Annotated in this window: 19 protein-coding genes, 1 pseudogene and 1 other annotated feature; of the genes and pseudogenes, 16 read left to right on the top strand and 4 right to left on the bottom strand. The window is 36.6% G+C overall.

Annotation, left to right across the window (positions count from 1 at the left end):
- Positions 1-287: 287 nt before the first annotated feature.
- From K6V48_RS05375 to K6V48_RS05415, 9 genes and pseudogenes are all read left to right on the top strand, one after another.
- Complete coding sequence (locus tag K6V48_RS05375) at positions 288-425, top strand: hypothetical protein (protein ID WP_172039367.1); 138 nt, start codon at positions 288-290, stop codon at positions 423-425.
- A 249-nt stretch (positions 426-674) separates the two neighbouring features.
- Positions 675-3161 (top strand): class III lanthionine synthetase LanKC N-terminal domain-containing protein, encoded by a 2487-nt coding sequence (locus K6V48_RS05380; protein ID WP_222368402.1) that lies wholly within the window; start codon positions 675-677, stop codon positions 3159-3161.
- A gap of 15 nt (positions 3162-3176) precedes the next feature.
- Positions 3177-4403 (top strand): MFS transporter, encoded by a 1227-nt coding sequence (locus K6V48_RS05385; protein WP_222368404.1) that lies wholly within the window; start codon positions 3177-3179, stop codon positions 4401-4403.
- A 174-nt stretch (positions 4404-4577) separates the two neighbouring features.
- Positions 4578-4802 (top strand): helix-turn-helix domain-containing protein, encoded by a 225-nt coding sequence (locus K6V48_RS05390; RefSeq protein WP_222368406.1) that lies wholly within the window; start codon positions 4578-4580, stop codon positions 4800-4802.
- A gap of 270 nt (positions 4803-5072) precedes the next feature.
- Positions 5073-5306, top strand: coding sequence for a DNA-binding protein (locus tag K6V48_RS05395; protein ID WP_222368407.1), 234 nt, complete (start codon positions 5073-5075; stop codon positions 5304-5306).
- 74 nt (positions 5307-5380) lie between these two features.
- Positions 5381-6890: pseudogene (locus K6V48_RS05400) on the top strand (tyrosine-type recombinase/integrase).
- 90 nt (positions 6891-6980) lie between these two features.
- Positions 6981-7832 carry a ribosome biogenesis GTPase YlqF gene (ylqF, locus tag K6V48_RS05405; RefSeq protein ID WP_222368409.1) on the top strand — a complete coding sequence of 284 codons (852 nt, stop codon included), beginning with the start codon at positions 6981-6983 and terminating at the stop codon, positions 7830-7832.
- Positions 7819-8592 carry a ribonuclease HII gene (locus K6V48_RS05410; protein WP_222368411.1) on the top strand — a complete coding sequence of 258 codons (774 nt, stop codon included), beginning with the start codon at positions 7819-7821 and terminating at the stop codon, positions 8590-8592. Before ylqF ends, K6V48_RS05410 begins: the two co-directional genes overlap by 14 nt.
- Positions 8593-8594: 2 nt before the next feature.
- Complete coding sequence (locus K6V48_RS05415) at positions 8595-9605, top strand: YdcF family protein (protein ID WP_222368413.1); 1011 nt, start codon at positions 8595-8597, stop codon at positions 9603-9605.
- A gap of 32 nt (positions 9606-9637) precedes the next feature.
- Here the strand turns inward: K6V48_RS05415 and trhA are convergent, their stop codons facing one another.
- From trhA to K6V48_RS05435, 4 genes are all read right to left on the bottom strand, one after another.
- Entirely contained in the window at positions 9638-10288 is a 651-nt protein-coding gene (trhA, locus tag K6V48_RS05420) for a PAQR family membrane homeostasis protein TrhA (protein ID WP_172016610.1), read from the bottom strand.
- Entirely contained in the window at positions 10278-10829 is a 552-nt protein-coding gene (locus K6V48_RS05425) for a DUF1836 domain-containing protein (RefSeq protein ID WP_222368474.1), read from the bottom strand. Before K6V48_RS05425 ends, trhA begins: the two co-directional genes overlap by 11 nt.
- Positions 10830-10937: 108 nt before the next feature.
- Positions 10938-12593 carry an FAD-dependent oxidoreductase gene (locus K6V48_RS05430; protein ID WP_222368416.1) on the bottom strand — a complete coding sequence of 552 codons (1656 nt, stop codon included), beginning with the start codon at positions 12591-12593 and terminating at the stop codon, positions 10938-10940.
- A complete protein-coding gene (locus K6V48_RS05435) occupies positions 12590-12925 on the bottom strand; it encodes a rhodanese-like domain-containing protein (protein ID WP_222368418.1) in 336 nt (111 codons plus the stop codon). Before K6V48_RS05435 ends, K6V48_RS05430 begins: the two co-directional genes overlap by 4 nt.
- Positions 12926-13034: 109 nt before the next feature.
- On the opposite strand from K6V48_RS05435, the gene K6V48_RS05440 reads away from it, so the two are divergent.
- The 7 genes from K6V48_RS05440 to K6V48_RS05470 all read left to right on the top strand — a co-directional run bounded on the left by K6V48_RS05440 (position 13035) and on the right by K6V48_RS05470 (position 22107).
- Positions 13035-13295 carry a metal-sensitive transcriptional regulator gene (locus K6V48_RS05440; RefSeq protein WP_024404257.1) on the top strand — a complete coding sequence of 87 codons (261 nt, stop codon included), beginning with the start codon at positions 13035-13037 and terminating at the stop codon, positions 13293-13295.
- A gap of 10 nt (positions 13296-13305) precedes the next feature.
- Positions 13306-13863 carry a sugar O-acetyltransferase gene (locus K6V48_RS05445; RefSeq protein ID WP_172075210.1) on the top strand — a complete coding sequence of 186 codons (558 nt, stop codon included), beginning with the start codon at positions 13306-13308 and terminating at the stop codon, positions 13861-13863.
- 58 nt (positions 13864-13921) lie between these two features.
- Positions 13922-14764: a DNA-processing protein DprA gene (gene dprA, locus K6V48_RS05450; RefSeq protein WP_172039539.1), complete on the top strand. Its 843-nt coding sequence runs from the start codon at positions 13922-13924 to the stop codon at positions 14762-14764.
- Positions 14765-14856: 92 nt separating this feature from the next.
- The gene (topA, locus tag K6V48_RS05455; protein ID WP_222368420.1) at positions 14857-16950 is read left to right on the top strand and encodes a type I DNA topoisomerase; all 2094 of its coding nucleotides are present in this window, start codon (positions 14857-14859) and stop codon (positions 16948-16950) included.
- A gap of 217 nt (positions 16951-17167) precedes the next feature.
- Positions 17168-17304: a sequence feature (ribosomal protein L10 leader region), on the top strand.
- Between the two features lie 26 nt (positions 17305-17330).
- A complete protein-coding gene (gene rplJ / locus K6V48_RS05460) occupies positions 17331-17825 on the top strand; it encodes a 50S ribosomal protein L10 (RefSeq protein ID WP_002936486.1) in 495 nt (164 codons plus the stop codon).
- 67 nt (positions 17826-17892) lie between these two features.
- A complete protein-coding gene (rplL, locus tag K6V48_RS05465; protein ID WP_172071854.1) occupies positions 17893-18258 on the top strand; it encodes a 50S ribosomal protein L7/L12 in 366 nt (121 codons plus the stop codon).
- Positions 18259-18498: 240 nt separating this feature from the next.
- Positions 18499-22107, top strand: a complete 3609-nt coding sequence (locus K6V48_RS05470) for a DUF7149 domain-containing protein (RefSeq protein WP_222368475.1) — start codon at positions 18499-18501, stop codon at positions 22105-22107.
- Positions 22108-22117 lie beyond the last annotated feature (10 nt).

Here is a 22117-nt window from a genome sequence, read left to right on the forward strand (position 1 = left end):
ACTCTATTATACCACAGTACGAGAAAGTACGCAAGAAATGTATACAAAAATTTGACAAAAAAATAGCGCTATATCAATGATTAGAGCACTTTTGCGTCATTCAAACTGTCAAATTCCCGCGCAGACAAATTTCAAGATTAAATATTAGGACGATGTTTTTAAACATCGTTTTTCTATAAATACAAAAAAGGTATAAAAAAAAAATATATCAAAAAAGCATATTAAAAATATTGACAAGGTGATTTTTTGATGATAAAATAAATCCATCAAAAGTAAAGGAGAATTTTATGAAGAAGTTTTTAAAGAATCTCATCATTATGTCTTTATTGGGAGGTTTAATTTTAGCGATTGGTAAAGTTGGAACGAATAAAGTTCAGCCAATGAATGAAATTGATCCAGGACCTGCAAATAGTGTAATTAAATAGATTGTTATATATTATGGGGTTTGATAAGATTTATCCTCACCGGACAAAAATCTTAAATATAAATGAAGGAGAGACACAATGAGTAATTTAATGGAACTTGAAAAATTACCATTCCAAATGGATCAGACTGCTGAGGGACGTCTTTGTGACTATACGTGTTCATACACTGCTTAATAAATTTTAATTTAGTGAGGGGAGGATTTTTATCCTCCCCTCACTAAATTATACAGGCATAAAAGGGAGTAAATAATGGATAATTTAGAAAAGATAATAAATAAAATTCAAAGGTCTTATAAAGAAAAAGGTGCATGGATTTATTTCAATTCTGATAGAGAAATTCCCCAACAAGGTTGGAAAATTCATGTTAGCTCTCAGCTGAAAGATTCTGTAGATATATTCAATATATGCCAGGAAGTACTTTTCGATAAAGATTGTTACTTTAAAGTTGCAAAGGATATGGAAACGCTTAAAAAAATTAATTCACCGAGAGAAACATCATCAACGGCAAATAAATTTATAACGATTTATACAAAGGATAATAGCCAAGCAAGGGAACTTATTTTAGAGTTGAATAGCCTTTTGTATAATTTTGATTCTCCGAAAATATTGTCGGATTTTCAGTGTGGAAAACATTCTTCAGTCCATTACCGCTTTGGAGCCTTCAAAGAGATAAAATCCTATAACAAAGAAACTCGTGAAGTTATCTATATGCTACAGAATGAGAAAGGAGAGCTTGTTGAAGATGTAAGAAACAGCTATTTTTTTATGCCAGAGTGGCAAAATGATTTATTTTCTGAAGATGAGAAGAAAAAATATTTTAATTTATTTGAAGATATCCCTAATCAAAGCGTAATAAATAATTATATATTTGAGAAAATATTAAAAAAGTCGAATAGAGGAAATGTATATCAAGCAATTGATAAAAAAACAAAAGAGAAAGTTATAATAAAACAAGTGCGTCCTTTTATAACAGATGATATGGAGGGTAAATGGTATGCTATAGATGAGCTAAAAAATGAATCTAAAATGTTGAAATATTTTACTAACAAGAAGTATACAGCAAATTTTTTAGATGAATTTGAGATAAATGGAGATAATTTTTTAGTTCAAAGTTACATTGAGGGATTAAACTATTATGACTTTGTTCAACAAGATGTACCAATGAAGATAAAAGAACAAATAGTAGATAAGATAGTTGCTATCATAAATAATATCCATTCTGAAGGTTATAAATTAGTTGATATTTCTCCATCGAATTTCATTTACAGAATAGATGGTAGTGTTCATTTGATTGATTTAGAAAATATAACTCATTCGAGTAATGAAATTAGACGTGTAAAGACTCCTTTTATGGTAAATCCAGATAATGATTTATCCCATAGTTCTTTTTATCAAGATTATTTTTCATTAGCAATGTTGGCGTTTTCTATTTTATCGGGCCAAGTTATGTCATTTTCCAAACGAGATGAAGTCTATGAATTAGATTGTGTTGCAAAAGTAATTCAAACGATAAATTATGCAGAAAGAAATGCAATAATAACCAAGAAGCATTCGTCATGGTTAGTTCATATAATTCATTGTAGTGTAGAAGAGAATAGTAGACAAATAGGATGTGTTCCAATACTTTCAACTTATAAAGAAAATAGTTCAAGTATGAATATTTGGGATCCGAATATAGTTGATTATGAAGGTGAAGCTCAAAAAATTATAGATTATCTTTTAAAAAAAGTTATTGCTGATAATGGAAGAATTGAACGATCTAGTATATTTGGAGAATTTGTAAATCCAGTCTCTTTTCAACACGGAATTTCAGGATATGTAAAATTCATTTCAAAGGTGAATAAAATCTCTGACTTGAGTGCTGTAAAAACTTGGATAAGATATATAGAATCTATTAGGAGAAAAAATAAATATACATATGAAAATTCATTACTATTTGGACAAGCAGGCTATGCTTGGAGTTTAATTGATTTGTATTTAGAAACTGGTGATGAAGATTATAAGTTAATTTGTAAAAGACTTATTCAAGAAATAATGATTTCTTTTTTGGAATCGGAAGAAATCGATTTTGCTCTTGGTAGTGCAGGAATATTACTTACCTTGATAAAGTACTCAAGTATTTTTAAAGATAAAATTGTAAAACAATTTGTGGAAGATAATATTAATAGACTAGCTGATTTTATTGAACAGTTTGATATTAATGAAAGATTTGATGTTTTAAGTTACAGCTTTGCTCATGGGGTATCGGGGATTGCGTACACTCTGGATTGTTATATAAAAAACTTTAATGATGGTACATATCAAAGTTTAGTTGAGAAAGTTAATAATAATGTAGTCAGGTTATTAGAAGAATTTTCATCAGGCAAAAAAGTAGCATATAGTAATTTGGAGTTATCGTGGTGTGAAGGAATATCAGGATTAATTTTATATCTTTGCTTGATTAACCCCCAAAAATACATTAGCATTATAAATAAAGCTCAAGATAGAGTTATTAATAATAGCTTAGCTATGGGAACTTCATACTGTCATGGAGTGAGTAGCTTGATTCAAACATTCGGATATGTAGATAGAAATGCTGATGATATAAATGGATTATTGATTTCAAAATCTTATCGTAAGGAGGATCTTTTAGTTTTTCAGAGCGAAAATAGACATGAAGATTATTTTGATTTTGGAGTAGGGACATTGGGGATTTATTGGGTATTATTAGGTTACCCATTTCCATTTGAGGTATAAAAGGAAAAATTGAGTATGGATATATTTTTGAAAAATAAACTTTATAGAATGTTACTTATAAATCAAATGATTTCATCATTTGGCGATACCATTTTTTATTTGGCCTTAATAAATTATGTTTCTTCATATCCCTTTGCTCCGTTAGCGATTTTATGCATTACAGTTGCAGAAACAATCCCTCAAATATTACAGATATTTACAGGTGGTCTAGCTGACTTTCAAAATAATCGAATTAAGAAATATGTAACGATTTCAGGACTTAAATTTGTGATGTATTCTTTATTAACAATTATTGTCGGAACCAGTAAGTTTAGTTTAATTACTGTTTTTATTATTTGTGGAATTAATTTGATATCAGATACCCTCAGTTATTTTGCAGGATCTATGCTAACCCCGATATATATGAGAATTATAGATGAAGATATAACATCTGCAATGGGATTTAGGCAGGCGGCTATAAGCTCGGTTAACGTTGTTAGCAACACAACAGGAGGACTATTATTGGGGATTCTTTCTGTTGAATTATTTATTGGGATTAATGCATTAACCTTTTTGATAGCTTTTATGGGTGTGTTATCCATAAGTAGATCCCTTAAGGAGGTTGAAGAGAAAATAAATATATATAGAGAACACGTAAATCTACGATTATTGTACAGCCATTTTAGAGAATCTATAAATATATTGAAAAAATTTCCAGTTGTTGTGGAATTATCAACTATATCAATTTTTAGTCAAGTCATTTTGAGTTCTCTATTACCTATGTCAAGCTTGATGCTATTGAAAACTCCCTTTTATTCATTAAAGCCAGCTCAGTCAATTGCTATTTTATCTGTTTTACTATTTTTAGGTTCAGTTATTGGTAATCTTTTTAGTGGTTCTTATTTGAAAGACTTTTCGACTAAAAGAATTTTATTTATCAGTCAGTTTGCACGTCTGTTTATTATTGTTGGATTTTGGTCCGAGAACTATTATATTGTATTACTTTCATCATTATTTTGTGCTGTTACGGTGGGGATAGTCGGTCCACGTATAGGAAAATATACATTTACATTGATTCCAGAAAACGTCATTGGAACAGTACAAGCTGGTCTAGCTGCTCTCAATTTGGTAGTCTCTGGTGTTATTACTATGGGGATTATTGCATTATCTAGTATAGTTGGCTTTAAATTCGGATCGGTAGCATTACTACTTTCAGTTATTATTGTTTTTTTTATTATAAGTCATACAAAAAATCTGGATTAATTGTAATTGGATTTATATTTTAAACTGTCATAATTTTCGATAAAGTGAATGTTACAATATTTATCTGGAAACAGGTATAATATCAATTAATTGTTAAAAATTTTTATGTCATAATATGACAATTTTCCAGCTTTTTTCTGAAAGTGATATATACTTTTCTTAGGAGAAAGCTAGATGTACCAATGGATAAGAGATTTGAGGGAAGATCATGATCTCACTCAAAAGTTTGTTGCAAATTTACTTTCCTTTTCTCATACAAATTATGCAAAAATTGAGAGAGGAGAGGTTGCCTTAACGGCAGATGTTCTTGTGCAGCTTTCTAAACTCTATAACGTTAGTACAGATTACCTATTAGGGTTAACAGATTGTCCAGATAGGATAAAACATAAAATAAAATAGTCTCTCCTTGATTTGTTCATTGACAATTGAATATACCGAGGTGGGACTTTCTTATTTGTCGAGCAATTTAGTGAGATACGCCGTGATAAGAGCGATAATTGTCGGCTATAAAATAGAGTGGTTATCTATCTGCCAAGACCACAAATAAGGACAATGATACTTCTGAACGTTCAGGCTGCCATCGTAAAAGGACAGCGGGTGAAATGCCCATGAGTGATTTAACCAATCATACCCACGGAGGTTAATAATATTAAATAGAGAGAAACTATTATGAAAATTAAATTTGTATCGATTGAGAATAGTATAGCTGAGTGGGCAGATAAAAAAGCTATATTGAGGAGGTGGGAAGGTCTGAATCAATATACACTGAATAGATGGTTAGGTGAAATGAGAGATAATAAGCAGTTTAAAGATTATGTGATTAACCCAACTCATAAACTAGTCTTTATAAATTTGGAAGGTTTTGAAGAGTTTTTAAGATGGAAGCAGAGGGCGGTAAAATAAAGAGAATCATGATATAATATAAAATGGTTATATTTCTATGATTGATTTTTCTTTTCAAGTTTAAGGAAACGAAAATGTACTATAGAACAAAAACTAATTCAAAAGGAGTTACTCGATACGAAGTTGTAGATAAATATAAGGATCCACTAACTGGCAAGTGGAAGACAGCTGTTGTAAGTTATCATAAAAACACAAGTCGCGCTCGAAAACAAGCAGAACGCGAGCTCGAAGATAAAATTGAGAGATTAGTTAATGGCAGTGAAGCTCAATTTAATCCCCAGTTGATAAGAACATTCGGAGAGTTAAAGATGAGTTGGCTAGAAACCTGGTCAGTATCAGTAAAACCTCAGACAGTAAAAAGAGAGGCTTTTGTGATAGAACGTCTTGGTGAAATTATTGGTGATGATTATTTACTCGAACGTTTAACACCGTTATTGATGAAAAAGTGTTTGACTACCTATATGGAGAAATATAATGCGTCACAATCTACTATGATACATATAAAAAGCACTTGTAACAAAATTTTTAACCATGGTGTTCTTTATAATGTTATTCAGTTTTCACCAATGTCTGTAATAAAGCTAGAAACGTCCCTTGAGAAAAAGCGTGAAACAAAGAAAAAACGAGAAGCAAAGTTTTTAGAAATTCATGAAATTAGAGCTTTCTTTGAAACACTAAGTCGAAGAAGAAACCCGAATTATTATGACTTGGCTATAGTTTTACTATTTTCAGGACTGCGAATCGGGGAAGCTGCTTTTACAAAGGAAGATTTTGATGCTGAGAGAGGTATACTACATATTGATAAGGCTTTGCAATATCATGATTTGAAAGTTTCAGAATTCTACTTTGATGAAACTAAAACAATAAATGCTGATCGAGATGTTGCTTTACCTAAAGTGGCTTGTGATGCTATATTAAGGGCTATACAACGAAGTGAAGAGTTTGACCGCTATGCGATTGAAAATCCTTGCGAAGCATTTACATTCTCTGAGAGTGTTTTTAGAACAGAATACGGTTCACCAATAACTTCGCATTCTTTCCGGGAAGTACTTGCTCGTGTTGAAACTGATCTTATTAAAAAACTGCGAAGAGAGATACGGTTTCAAATGGACATAGCATGTAACCCCTCATTCATTTAGACATATGCATATTACCTATTTACAAAGTGAGGGTATGAAAGTTGCTATAAAAGAAATTATGGAACGTGTTGGACATGCTAATTATGAAACAACTATGTTGTATACTCATAGCCAAGGAATATCTCAAAATCAATCAGTTAAAGCCTTAGATAAATTTATTGATAGAAATAATTTTAGATTTGAAGCATTAAAATCTTGGTCTAGCAAATATTCCAAAATATTAAATGATGAAATAGAAAATAATCTTGATTCAAAAATAATTGAATTTTCTTTAGATGATTTTAGAGACAAACTTGGTCTAAAATCAACTTATACACCTAGGCATATAACTGCAAATATAATTCCTAAGATTAAGAAAGATTTATCAAAATATTACAAGTCATTTGATATTTCTTATTTAAGAGAAGGAAAACAAAAGGTTGTTGGTTATAGGTTAACTTGGTGAATACAAAATCTTGGTGCCTGTTTGGTGCCTAATAAAAAACAGGCAGGTTTTTCAAACGAAAAACCTTGCTACGAAAGGATTTATAAACTCATGGCTACTATTCAATGGTTTCCGGGCCACATGTCCAAGGCTCGCCGTCAGGTGCAGGAAAACATCAAGCATGTTGATTTCGTGACCATCTTGGTTGATGCCCGCCTACCTTTATCCAGTCAAAACCCAATGCTGACTAAGATTGTTGGTGACAAGCCCAAACTAATGATTCTAAACAAGGTTGATTTGGCTGACCCTGTTCGTACCAAAGAATGGCAGAGCTATTTTGAAGGTCAAGGCATCCGTACCCTTGCTATCAACTCAAAAGAGCAAGCGACGGTGAAAAAGGTGACCGACGCAGCCAAGAGTCTGATGAAAGACAAGATTGAACGCCTCCGCGAAAGAGGAATTCAAAAAGAAACCCTGCGAACCATGATTATCGGTATTCCAAACGCTGGAAAATCCACTCTCATGAACCGTCTGGCTGGTAAGAAAATCGCCGTTGTCGGAAACAAACCAGGTGTGACGAAGGGTCAACAGTGGCTCAAGTCCAATAAAGATCTTGAAATCCTTGATACACCAGGTATTCTCTGGCCTAAATTTGAGGATCAGGAAGTTGGACTTAAGTTGGCTCTGACAGGAGCCATTAAGGATCAGCTCTTGCCTATGGATGAAGTGACAATTTTTGGTTTGGACTATTTCAAGGCAAACTACCCAGAACGCTTACAAGAGCGGTTCAAGGGTATGGATTTGGAGCAGGAAACACCTGAACTCATCATGTACTGGACTAAAAAATTGGGTTTCCGTGATGATTATGACCGTTTTTATAACCTCTTTGTCAAGGATGTTCGAGACGGGCGTTTGGGCACCTATACATTGGACAAGGTGAGTGACTTAGATGGCAACGATTAAGGAAGTGACTGCTCTGCTAGCTCAGGTGGACAGTCTAGACAGCCCTGTCTGGGCGGACTTAGCTCAGGATGATCGAGCAGGGGTTCAGGCTGCCATCAAGAAACGCCAAAAGGAGTTGGAAAAAGAAGCAGCAGAAGACGCTCGCATAGAAGCTATGCTATGTTACGAAAAAAACCTTTATGAAAATGGGGTGGAGTTCATCGCAGGCATCGACGAAGTCGGCCGGGGGCCTCTAGCAGGTCCTGTGGTGGCAGCTGCAGTTATCTTGCCCAAGGGCTGCAAAATCCGCTACCTCAACGACTCCAAGAAAATTCCAAAGTCCAAGCACGAGGCTATTTACAATGAAATAATTGAGCAAGCTGTAGCAGTCGGTGTGGGCGTCAAAGATGCAGCTGTCATCGACCAGGTCAACATCTACGAGGCGACCAAGTTAGCTATGTTAGAGGCTTTGGGAAAACTGAACCAAGAGCCGGAACACCTCTTGATAGATGCTATGAAGTTGGATTCTTCCATACCGCAAACCTCTATCATCAAGGGCGATGCCAATAGTTTGTCTATCGCAGCAGCCTCAATCGTTGCCAAGGTGACGCGGGACAAGATGATGGCGGATTATGACAAGGAATTCTCAGGCTATGGCTTCGCCAAAAATGCAGGCTATGGAACGTCAGAGCATTTGAAAGGTTTGAACAAGCTAGGAATTACGCCTATTCACCGTAAGACCTTTGAGCCCATTAAGTCTATGGTAGCTGGGGGGAACTAGTCTTGACAGTCTTTTTCTGGTTTTTTTTAGTGGCGATCGGTTTGTTTGCTCTCGTCTATTTCTGGGAGCGGCGGTCGATATTTATCTCATTGTTTACCTTGAATATCCTCGTCTGGGCCTTGGCATGGATTATCTCAACAGGCATTCTCGAAAACAATGAAATCTTGCGCTTGCTGGCTATAGCAGTGGCTATGGTGCTCTTTTTAGCCTTCTTAAGTGGTCCATTTGTCTTGCTTTTCACACTTTATCTAAATGGTTTTCAGATTTTGAAGAGAGAAGGGGTTCGCTTCCATAATTTCCTATCCATGGGACTGGCAGTCGCCCTGACTTTCTATCTCTTCATCGCTCCCTTTGTGGTTCAATCCCTTTCAGACATCACCTTTTTCAATATGGTGTTCGTTTACGTTGGTTTTTTGGCGTCCTATGCCATTATCATCAGCATGCTCTATACCACGTCTAGCTTTGTCAATTTGGTTAATCTTTTCCCTGGAAAGCTGGATTATGTGGTGGTGCTAGGAGCAGGTCTGATTGGTGATAAGGTGACGCCACTTTTGGCTTCGCGGATTGAAAAAGGCATAGCGATCTACCAGAAACATCCTGGCAGCAAGCTCATCATGTCAGGCGGACAGGGTCCTGATGAACTCATAGCTGAAGGTCAAGCTATGGCAAATTATGCCTTGGAGAAAGGAGTGGCTGCTGAAGACATTCTCATCGAAAATCAATCAACCAACACAGAAGAAAATTTGAAATTCTCCTATGCCTTGATGAAATCAAGTAGCCGATTTGCACTTGTAACCAATTACTATCACGTTTTCAGAGCTCTGCTATTGGCACGACAATTGAAAATCAAATGTATCGGCTACGGCGCAAAAACCAGATTTTACTTTAGCCTCAATGCCTTCATTCGGGAATTTGTTGGCTATGTTGTCATGAGTCGAAAGGCGCATTTAGTCTTTTTGAGCATCGTGTCAGCCCTTTACCTGATCGGAGTGATCATCAGTTTAATGCATTAAAAACAGCCTCTAGGTGACTAGAAGCTGTTTTCTTATAACATAAAGTAGACAATGGCGATATATTGCAGTGCTGAAGCTAGTAGGATAAAGAGATGCCAAATCATATGGAAATAGGGCTTTTTCTTGGCGTAGAAGAGGGCGCCAATGGTATAAGATAAACCACCAGCTAGCATTAGAATTCCGAAAACAAGTCCAGTCTTTTGAAGAATGGCTGGCAAGATAAAGACAACCAACCAGCCCATAAAGAGATAGAGAAAAAGGCTGAATTTTTCATTGATTTTTTTGGCAAATATTTTGTAGAGAATGCCAAAAATAGTTAATCCCCACTGCAAACCAACAATTAGATACCCCAACCAACCACCGACCAAGGATAGGGCAACAGGTGTGTAGCTTCCAGCGATAGCAATGTAAATCATGCTATGGTCGATGATACGCAGGATGTATTTGTGGATCGACGCGTAGGGCATGGAGTGATAGATAGAAGAGGATAAGAACATGAGGAAGAGGCTGATGACAAAGATAGACATGCCAACTACCGCTGTCACATTATAATCTTGAAAGGAATGAATAGCTGTAACAGGAAGCAAAGCAAGCATCAATAGAGCTCCAACCGCATGTGTGACACTGTTAGCAACTTCTTCACCAAAGGAAAGTTGTAGGCTTAATTTCAAACTAGGATTCATGTTGGCTCCTTTCTAAATCAACTGTGAGCTGACGGGTTTTATAATAAAGTTTGACGGACTGACAAGCAAATCGGATAATATCAGGTGTTTTTTCGTTCCCTTTATCCCTCATACAATCTACAAAATGATTGTATAGGCTTTCTGAATCACTAGAATTGAGTAACAAGTTTAAGGTTTGACTAATTTCTTGAATAGAAAAGACATTTTTTAATATGGTCAAAGCTATCAACCGTGCCACCTGGTGTTTCTGATATTTTTTCTTAATTGGTTTTTCAATCTGTTTGTGTTTGACGTAGTTATTGATCATTGCAGCAGTTAATACTCTTCGTAAATCAACATTATCCGTTGTCAACTTGCCTTGATGAACCCCAGTTCTATCATCGGCCTCGTTTCCTAGGTTGCTATTGATTTTCATTGAGTATAAACAATTCTGTTCAAGGCTTTCCTGAGAAATGACTATTTGATTTACATACAGCAGGACTTGGTCCAAATACAAATCTAAATCAGGTAATTCATGCCAGTAGGGGAGGGTTTGTTTCATAATCATTCACTTTCTATTATCTAGTATTCATAACTAGATTCTAAGACAATCCTTTTCTATTGTCAAGAAAAAAAGTATCTGCATTCGGAAATGACAGATACTTTCTTCTTATGTTGGTACAACAATTTTTTCTGGCAAGGCCATTTTGTATAGCGAATAAGCGCCATCCAAATTTTTTACGGTGAATCCCATTTCTTTCAAAAGCCGTTCGGCAATGTAAGAACGGAGTCCGCTGTGACAGCTGACGATGTATTCTTTTGCAGGGTCCAACTCGTCAATTCGATCACGTAGTTGATCCAGGGGGATATGAAGAAAGTCCATGAATTGTCCATTTTGAAGCTCTGCTGGATTACGAACATCCAGTAAGATTTTTCCAGCAGCGAGTTCTTCCTCTAACTGGTGCCATTGGATGTTTTGGCTAATTCCTTCAGCGATATTCATGGCAGCATATCCAATCATATTGACAGGGTCTTTGGCTGAGCCAAATGGCGGAGCATAAGTCAATTCTAATTCTGGCAAATCAAAAATTGTTAAACCAGCTTTGATGGCTGTGGCCAGTACATCGATTCGCTTGTCAATCCCTTTTTTTCCAACAGCTTGAGCACCAAAGATTTTACCATCAGTTGGTGAGAAAATGAGTTTTAGAACAATGTCTGTTGCACCAGGATAGTAAACAGCATGGTCTTTACCTGTTGTATGGACAACGGCATGTTTGTAACCTAATGCTTGTACAGCACGTTCGCTTAATCCTGTTGAAGCAGCAGCAAGATCAAAGACCTTAACGATTGCAGTTCCGATTGAACCTTTATTCTTGCGAGGGAGACCTGCAATGACATCGGCCACTTGTCGCCCCTGACGGTTTGCAGGTGAAGCTAATGAAATTAAGGCATCCTGACCTGTGATTTCTTGTTTGACAATGATGGCGTCTCCAACAGCATAGATATGTTTTTGACTAGTTTGATAGTTCTGATCAACTAGTATGCCCCCTCGAAGACCTAGATCGATTCCTGCTTGACTTGCTAATTCACTATCTGGTGCAACACCGACTGAAAGAATTGTAATATCTGAAGCTAAGGTTTGACCATTAGACAGTTCTAATATTTGTCCCTTATCATGAAAAGCGGTAACAGATTGCCCTGTCATCACATGTACACCTTTTTCACTTAACTCTGTCTCAATGTACCGAGCCATTTCCAAATCAAAAGTTGGTAAGACATGAGGAGCTTGCTCAACTAGAGTGACTGTCAGTCCTTTTAGGGCCAAGTTTTCAGCCATCTCTAAACCAATAAAACCAGCACCAATTACAACTGCCTTTCCTGAATTTATTTGTTCTAATTTTGCCATAATCTTATCTAGGTCAGGTACATTCCGCAAGGTAAAGAGATTTTCAGCTTCAGTAATCCCTTTTAGTGGTGGGATGACAGGCTTAGCTCCCGGTGACAAAATGAGTTTATCATAGGATTCCATGATTTCACCATTAGGTGTTTGAACGGTAACTGTTTGAAGGTCAGGGTTGATGTTGACTACCTTGTGGTAGGGGCGGACATCTAAGTTAAATCTATTTCTTAAACTTTCTGGCGTTTGAAGTAATAAGCTATCGTGCTCAGCTATTTCTCCAGAGATATAATAGGGTAGACCACAGTTGGCAAAGGAGACAAATGGCCCTTTTTCAAAAACGATGATTTCTGCATCCTCCATGAGACGACGAAGACGTGTAGCAGCGGACATTCCACCTGCAACACCACCTACAATAATGATTTTCATGTATTTCCTCCTTTAATTGCTCCATTCCATGCATTCATACCACCCTGAATGTTGGTTGCTTGATAGCCTTGCTCTTTGAGAAAATCTGTCGCACGCTGACTGCGCATACCTGATTGACAGATGATAACATAATGTGTATCTTTATTACCTTTGAAAGAATCTAGTTGGCTCAATGGCATATTTTTCGCCTGTGGAATATGACCATTGATAAATTCGTCCTCTTCGCGAACATCAAGTAAAATGGTGTTATCCTCTGTTAGTGTTTGCTCTAAGGCAGAAATTGGAATGCCTTCTCCTGTTGAAAACATTCCTGAAAAAATTTGTTTAAACATATCTACTCCTTTTTAATACCCTGTAGGGTATATAAAATATAACAATTATATAAGTAGGTGTCAAGTATTTTAATTGACATTTTGTAAAACTAACTGTACCATAGTTAGTATGAAAACAGAAAAAAAGAACATGTTAAATCGTCTAAAACGTGCAGAAGGTCAACTTCGTGGTATCCAAAAAATGATTGATGAGGAGCAAGAATGTATTGATATTGTGACTCAATTGAGCGCTGTCCGTTCAAGTATTAATAGTATTATGGGGTTAGTGATTGCTCAAAAAGTACAAGCTTGTATTGAGCATCCATCTGATAATCCGGAAGAACAGGAAGCTCGGTTACAAGAAGCAATCAACTTGATTGTTAAAAAATAGGGGATAGGGTATGCAAACTGAGAGAGAAAAAATGGTTGCTGGCCAATTGTACATTGCAGCGGATCCAGAATTAAGACATATGAGGAAAACCGCCCGTCAACAGATGCAAGACTTTAATAATGAACTTGATGGAGCTAAGCGATCGGAGATTTTGAAGACTTTGTTTGGCAAGACTGGCAATCGCATTTACATGGAACCTAATTTCTATTGTGATTACGGAAGCAACATTCATGTCGGAGAGGATTTCTATGCTAATTTCAACTGTACTATGCTTGATGTCTGTCCGATACGAATTGGGAAAAATGCTATGCTCGGTCCAAATGTTCAATTGTTGACACCATTACATCCTTTAGATCCTGAAGAAAGAAATTCAGGAAAAGAATATGGTGCACCCATTACCATTGGTGATAATTTCTGGGCTGGCGGTGGTGTGACAATCTTACCAGGCGTGACCTTGGGCAACAACGTCGTTGTCGGTGCAGGTAGTGTTGTTACTAAATCTTTTGGCGATAATGTCGTGTTGGCTGGTAATCCTGCGCGTGTTATCAAAGAAATACCTTATCACTAATTCTCCCTTTGGGAGATTTTTTCTTTCCCTTGCGAATTGTATAAGTGAGGTGAAGAAAATGAATAATTTTGAATTGTTTAAATGGAAAAAAGCAGGCTTGTCCAATCTTAATATTAATAAAGTTTTGGCCTATCAAGAAAAACAAGGTAAAAAATTAACTCTACGGAATGTCGCTGTCGTATCTGAATGTAAAAACCCAATTCTTTTCATGGAAAATTATAAGAATTTAGATACGAAAGCTTGCCGGGAGGAATTTAATAAGTATCCATCTTTTTCAATTTTGGATGATATTTATCCCACAGCTTTAAAACAAATTTATAATCCACCAGTTCTCTTATTTTATCAAGGTGATCTTGAATTACTTGAAAAATCAAAATTGGCAGTGGTAGGTACACGCAATGCCAGTGAAAATGGCATTCAATCTGTTCAGAAAATTATCAAAGAACTCAATAACCGCTTTGTCATTGTGAGTGGTATGGCCAGGGGGATTGATACGGCAGCTCATATTGCGAGTTTGAAAAATGGCGGACAAACCATTGCAGTTATTGGAACAGGATTAGATAAGGTATATCCTAAGGAAAACAAGGAGTTACAACACTATATTGGAAAACATCATTTAGTGCTAACAGAGTATGAACCAAATGCCCAGCCTTTAAAATACCATTTCCCTGAGCGAAATCGCATTATTGCCGGATTGGTTGAAGGTCTGGTGGTCTGTGAGGCAAAAATGCGGTCTGGTAGCTTGATTACTTGCGAACGTGCCTTGGAAGAAGGAAGAGAAGTTTATGCCATTCCTGGTTCTATTGTGGATGGAAAATCAGATGGCTGTCATCATTTGATACAGGAAGGAGCAAAGTGCATTACATCAGGTTTGGACATCCTTTCAGACTACCGATTTTAAAACAAGTTTTCCTATAGGAAAATAAAAATCTTGACACTGACTAAAAAATAGTATATTCTTTGTGAGATTAACAATATCAGTAAGGTAAAAGAATGGCTACAAAAACAGTTAGTAAGAAAAAATCAACAACCAAGAAAAATCTTGTGATTGTGGAGTCGCCTGCTAAGGCGAAAACAATTGAAAAGTATCTTGGGAAAAATTATAAGGTTGTTGCTTCAGTAGGACATATTCGTGATTTGAAAAAATCGAGTATGTCTATTGACTTTGACAATAATTATGAACCTGAATATATAAATATTCGGGGAAAAGGTCCACTGATTAATTCATTGAAAAAAGAAGCAAAAAATGCCAAACAAGTCTATTTAGCGAGTGACCCGGACCGTGAAGGGGAGGCTATTTCTTGGCATCTGGCTCACATATTGGGCTTGGATGAAAATGATAAAAACCGTGTTGTCTTCAATGAAATCACAAAAGATGCCGTTAAAAATGCCTTTCAAGAACCACGTGCTATCAACTTAGATTTAGTAGATGCTCAACAAGCGCGTCGTGTTTTGGACCGCATTGTCGGCTACTCTATTTCTCCCATTCTATGGAAGAAGGTTAAAAAAGGTTTGTCTGCAGGGCGTGTCCAATCAGTTGCTCTCAAGCTGATTATTGACCGCGAAAATGAAATCAGTAATTTTAAGCCAGAAGAATACTGGACAATTGATGGAACCTTTAAAAAGGGTAGTAAGAAGTTTCAGGCTTCTTTTTATGGCTTAGATGGTAAGAAGGTCAAAATTGAAACCAACGACCAAGTTAGGGAAATACTTGCTCGTCTTGATGGAAATGACTTTCTTGTCCAGCAGGTTGAACGAAAAGAACGCAAACGAAATGCGCCTCTGCCTTACACAACATCCACCATGCAGATGGATGCGGCCAATAAAATCAACTTCCGTACTCGTAAAACCATGATGGTTGCGCAACAATTATACGAAGGGGTAAGTCTTGGTACAGGCGGTACACAAGGTTTGATTACCTATATGCGTACGGATTCAACTCGTATCAGTCCTGTTGCCCAGGCGCAAGCTGCTGAATTTATTACTGAGCGCTTTGGTTCTAAGTATTCAAAACATAGCAATAAAGTCAAAAATGCTAGTGGTGCACAAGATGCCCACGAAGCCATTCGTCCATCAAATGTAAACTTAACACCAGAGTCGATTGCTAAGTACTTGGATAAAGATCAATTACGACTTTATACTCTTATTTGGAATCGTTTTGTTGCTAGTCAGATGGCTGCGGCAGTCTTTGATACCATGAGTGTCCGTTTGGGACAAAATGGCGTTATCTTCGCTGCTAATGGCAGTCAAATCAAGTTTGATGGTTACATGGCTGTTTATAATGATGCTGATAAAAATAAAATGTTACCAGAAATGGAGGAGGGTGACACTGTTGTTAGAACAGCTACAACTCCTGAACAACATTTCACTCAGCCACCAGCTCGTTATTCTGAAGCCACTTTGATTAAAACCTTGGAAGAAAATGGAGTAGGTCGTCCCTCAACTTATGCACCAACGATTGAAACCATTCAAAAACGGTATTATGTCAAGCTTGCTGCGAAACGATTTGAACCGACAGAGTTGGGTGAAATCGTAAATAAGCTGATTGTTGAATTCTTCCCTGATATCGTAAACGTCACCTTTACAGCTGAAATGGAACAAAAATTGGATGATGTTGAAATTGGGAAAGAGCAGTGGCAGAAGGTCATTGATAGTTTCTACCAGCCATTTAAGGTTGAATTATCAAAGGCTGAGGAACAGATGGAAAAAATCCAAATTAAGGATGAACCAGCTGGCTTTGATTGTGATGTCTGTGGACATGAAATGGTTATTAAATTAGGACGTTTTGGAAAATTCTATGCATGTAGCAATTTCCCGGATTGTCGCAACACCAAGCAAATCACTAAAGAAATTGGTGTGACTTGTCCTGTTTGCCAAAAAGGACAGGTCATTGAACGTAAAAGCAAACGCAACCGTCTTTTCTATGGTTGTGATCGCTACCCAGAGTGTGAATTTACTTCTTGGGACAAGCCAGTCGGGCGTTCTTGTCCGAAATGTGACCACTATCTCGTAGAGAAAAAAGTTCGTGGTGGTGGTAAACAAGTCGTTTGTCCAAATGGTGACTACGAAGAAGAAAAAGTAAAATAATATCAGTCTGGTAACCTATACAGTTACCAAATTTGTGAAACCCCTGTATAATAAAAGCTTAAGATCACTGTGTCAACGACAGGATCTTAAGCTTTTTTCTATTTTAGAGTGACTGATTAGCTGACATTAACGACGCCTTTCAGCGAGAAATAGAATTTTTTTTGAAAAAAATAGTAAGAAGTTCTTGCATTCTTAGGATTTGTATGGTAATATGAATGAGGTTTGAAAAAACTGACCTAAGACAGTAGGGGAGCTAGACTCATAAACATCCTACCGAGGCACAAAACGATTATTGATTTATAAACGTATTTGTACTTTCGTGTCTAGGTTTAGGTGCGATTTTTTTGTGCCTAGCCCAAAATAAAAACGGAGGTAAAAAAATGAGTGAAGCTATTATCGCTAAAAAAGCGGAATTAGTAAATGCCGTTGCTGAGCAAATGAAAGCTGCAACATCTATCGTTGTTGTAGACGCTCGTGGTTTGACAGTAGAACAAGATACAGTTCTTCGTCGTAACTTGCGTGGTGCAGAAGTTGAGTACAAAGTTATCAAAAACTCAATCTTGCGTCGTGCTGCTGAGCAAGCTGGTCTTGAAGGTCTTGCAGAATTGTTTGTAGGTCCATCTGCTGTTGCATTCTCAAACGATGCAGTTGCTCCAGCTAAAACAATTTACGATTTCGCGAAAACTGCTGATGCTCTTGAAATTAAAGGTGGAGCTGTAGAAGGTAAAGTTTCTTCTAAAGAAGAAATCGAAGCACTTGCTACATTGCCAAACCGCGAAGGCATGCTTTCTATGTTGCTTTCTGTACTTCAAGCACCAGTTCGCAACGTTGCATACGCTGTCAAGGCTGTTGCAGAAAAAGAAGACGCTGCTTAATGCGTCAGAGCGTAGCTGCTTAGTGCTACACACTATTTAAATAAACCTAAATTGGAGGAAAATCACAATGGCATTGAACATTGAAAACATTATTGCTGAAATTAAAGAAGCTACTATCCTTGAGCTTAACGACCTTGTTAAAGCTATCGAAGAAGAATTTGGTGTAACTGCAGCTGCTCCTGTAGCTGTTGCTGCGGCTGGTGCTGCTGCTGAAGAAGCTAAAGATTCATTCGACGTTGAATTGACATCTGCTGGCGACAAAAAAGTTGGCGTTATCAAAGTTGTACGTGAAATCACTGGTCTTGGTCTTAAAGAAGCTAAAGAACTTGTTGATGGTGCACCAGCTGTCGTTAAAGAAGGCGTTGCAACTGCAGAAGCTGAAGAAATCAAAGCTAAACTTGAAGAAGCTGGCGCTTCAGTTACTCTTAAATAATAGAGTATCGCAATTTGATTGCGGAAGCCTAGTAAATCAAGGTTTTAGAATTGCTTAGAGCGATAAAAAATCGGGAGAATGTTATTATTCCCCACCAAAACCCCACCAAGATTTAATCTTGGTGGGGTTTTATTTATGGTATAATATGTATATATATCTCTAAGGGTACCCTTAGTCTATTGTGTAAGCAATAGACTAATACTATCAGCTATTAGATAAATCAGTTAAGGAGTCTATTTCATAGCAATAAAGGGAATTACATTAAAAGAGAGTATGAATCGCTCTGTTCAAGCAATTATGCCACTTGATGAAGAAAAAGAGGTTTTTAATCAAAAATTGGTTAGTTATTTGACTCATTTAAAAGACAAAGAGGATGAGTCAGAGGAATACCAGAAAAATCTTCTCAAGGGATTTTTAGAAAGTGTATTGCCTTATAATTTTATTAATACTTCTAGTAGAATAGACCTTGCTATCTATAATGGAAAAGACGCCAATTCGTCACTAGGTATTCTTTTTGAATGCAAGAGTTTGACTAACAAGTCTGAAATGATGTCAACGGAAAAAATCAATTCCAAAGCACTTCAAGAAGTTGTTTATTATTACCTACAAGAGCGCCTATTTAATAAAAATTTAGAAATCAAAAAGTGTATTATCACAAATGGCCTATCTTGGTTTGTGATAGAGGCTAAAGAATTTGAAAAACATTTTTTCAAAAATAAAAAGCTAGTTGACCTCGTGACAAAGTTTCGAAATAATCAACTTTCTAGCAATAAAACAGATTTTTTATATTCTGAAGTTATCGCACCAGAAATTGATAAAGCCATTGAAAAGGGAATCGTGATTGCTCACTTTGATTTACGTCAAGCTTTGGTCAAATCTGGCAAAAACATTGAAATCAAGAAAAATAATCTAACTCAACTTTACCGATTCTTCACAGCAGAGAATCTTCTCAATAAAGAGATTTTTACTGATTCAAACAAACTCAATAAGAATTTCTATGATGAATTGCTTTATTTGATGGGGCTGGAAGAAACGAAGTTAGGGACTTCAAAAATTATCTCACGCTTAAAACCCACCAAACGTCAGCGATATTCTTTTGTTGAGAATATTATTGATAAATTGGAGATGAAAGATGTTCCAAAAGAAAGGCAGGAAGACATTGCTATTCAACTAACAGTTGTCTGGATAAATAGAATTCTATTTTTGAAACTGTTAGAATCTCAGCTGGTGCTGTTCAACAAAGATGAATCGTATAGGTTCTTGACCTATGAAAAACTGCCTAACTTTGAGGAGATTTATAGTTTATTCTTTGCTGTACTTGCTAAGAAAGTGTCGGAAAGAAATGAACGAGTGCAAGAAAAGTTCAGTTATGTCCCTTATCTGAACTCATCACTGTTTGAAGAAACAGAATTAGAAATTTCTAAAGATGGGATTGGTATTGATAGATTACCAGAGGGAGATATTGAAATTTTCTCCAAAACAGCTCTTAAAGGCGTAGATAAAAAACGTAAAAAAGGGAACATCAATTTTATTGAATATCTCTTTGAGTTTTTGGATTCTTATGACTTCTCGACCTCCATCAGCCACCATGAGAAATCTAAGAATGACCTTATCAATGCGTCAGTTCTGGGATTAATTTTTGAGAAAATCAACGGCTACCGTGACGGCTCTTTTTATACGCCAGGCAATATTACCATGTATATGTCACGTAAGGCGATTCGTACAGCAGCAGTGGACAAAGTTAATGAGGCACTCGACTGGCAGTGTGAAACAATCGAAGATATAAAGTTTAATATACGTAATGCTCAGATTGCTAAAAAGGTATCAGATGCGATTGACAGTTTGAAGGTTTGTGACCCAGCGGTTGGATCCGGTCACTTCCTCGTATCAGTCCTGAATGAAATTATTGCTCTTAAAAGTGATTTAAATGTTTTGTTTGACGCTGATGGCAAATATATTGGAAACCTGATTCAATGTTATGTCATCAATGATGAGCTAGTCATTCAAGATATGTCTGGAAATAATTTTTTGTATCAGACAGGTAATCAGCAGTCAGAACAAATTCAAAAGGCAATTTTCAACCAGAAGAGACATATTCTGGAAAATTCGCTCTTTGCAGTTGATATTAACCCAAGTTCGGTCAATATTTGCCGTTTGCGTCTCTGGATTGAACTCTTGAAGTCTTCTTATTACTATCAGGATACTGATACCAACCAACCTGTTTTGACGACTTTGCCAAATATTGATATCAATATTAAAGTAGGCGATAGTCTCTTACATAAGTTTGGATTTGACTATGAATTTGATATGAGAAAAACAGATTTCAAGGACTATCTATCTCTAGTTAAAGACTATAAGGAGACGAATAATAAACGAGTTAAAGCAGAAATCTGGGAGAAAATCGAAAGGCTCAAACATTCCTTTGATGACACAGCTTCAAGCCCTGAATTAAAGAAATTATCTCGGCTCATATCTGAACGAAATAAGGCTGGTGCCATTAGCTTATTTGAGGAAGAAAATAAAAACTCTAAAGAAGTAGCGGAATTAAATAAGCAACTAGCAAAAGCTGAAAAGGAATTGGAATACAGACTGAAAAATCCACTATTCGCTAAAGGTATGGAATGGCGAATGGAATTTCCTGAGATTTTGGGAGAAGCTGGCGAATTTATCGGCTTTGACCTTGTAATTGGGAATCCGCCTTATATCTTTGCTCGTAATCAGTCCTTTACAGATGAGATGAAAGCCTACTATTCAAGGACTTATCAAGTAAGTGAATACCAAGCCAATACCTATACTATATTCATGGAATTGGCTTATCAACTCTTGCGTAAAGGTGGGACATTCTCCTATATCATTCCAAATAATTTTCTGACCATTCAGACCAATTCAAGAGTTCGTCAGTTTATCACGGAGCAGACGAGTGATGTTGTTCTGATCAATTCTCTGGATAAAATTTTTGCGGATGCTAGCGTGGATAACTGTATCATTTTCTTCAAGAAGAATGCGCCAAACTGGATTGAGGTAGCAGAATTACATCACGGCGAGTTCAACACTGTTGGACGAGTTGCGCCAGATTTCTTTGGTGAAATCCCTACCTTTTCAATCTCGATGGTCAAGTATCGTCAGGCGATTGACATCTTCTGGAAAGTCAACCGTTTTCCAATACTAGGACGACCAGAAATTTCCACTGTAAAATCTGGAATCAAAGCCTATGAAACTGGAAAAGGGAATCCTAAAATGACCGCTCAAGATAAGGATAATCGAATTTATCATGCAAGAGAAAGGTTAGACGACTCCTACCGTCCCTATCTTGATGGCGAGAATGTGTCACGCTATAAACTGACTTGGAATGGTGAATATGTCAAGTATGGTGAAAATTTAGCTGCACCAAGAGATAAAGAAATTTTTGAAAAACCACGAATTTTAGTTCGTCAGATTCCAAGTAAATCAACTTATGCTGTTGAAGCTGTTTATACTGATAGTGATGTTATTAACGACTTAAACTCCATGGTCATCACAGATATTCAGGTTAATCCTTTTTATCTTTTAGGTATTTTGAACTCTCGCTTAATCTCTCTTTGGTTTTTCATGAAGTTTGATAAATTCCAACGTCGCCTATTCCCACAGTTCAAAGTTAATGAACTAGGAGATTTTCCAATTCCAGATGCTACTGATTCCCAGCAAGAAGAAATAGCACAGCTTGTTGAACAACTGATGGAGGAGATGAAGAAAGATTCTCCTGACACTGAAACAGTGAACCAGCTTAATCTAGCGATAGACGACTTGGTTATGGACTTGTTTGAATTGACAGAAGAGGAAAAGCAGACAGTTAGAGAGTTTGAGGTATAGAAAGTAGGTA

The sequence above is a fragment of the Streptococcus suis genome, assembly GCF_019794555.1.
GTDB classification, from domain to species: Bacteria; Bacillota; Bacilli; order Lactobacillales; family Streptococcaceae; genus Streptococcus; species Streptococcus suis_AB.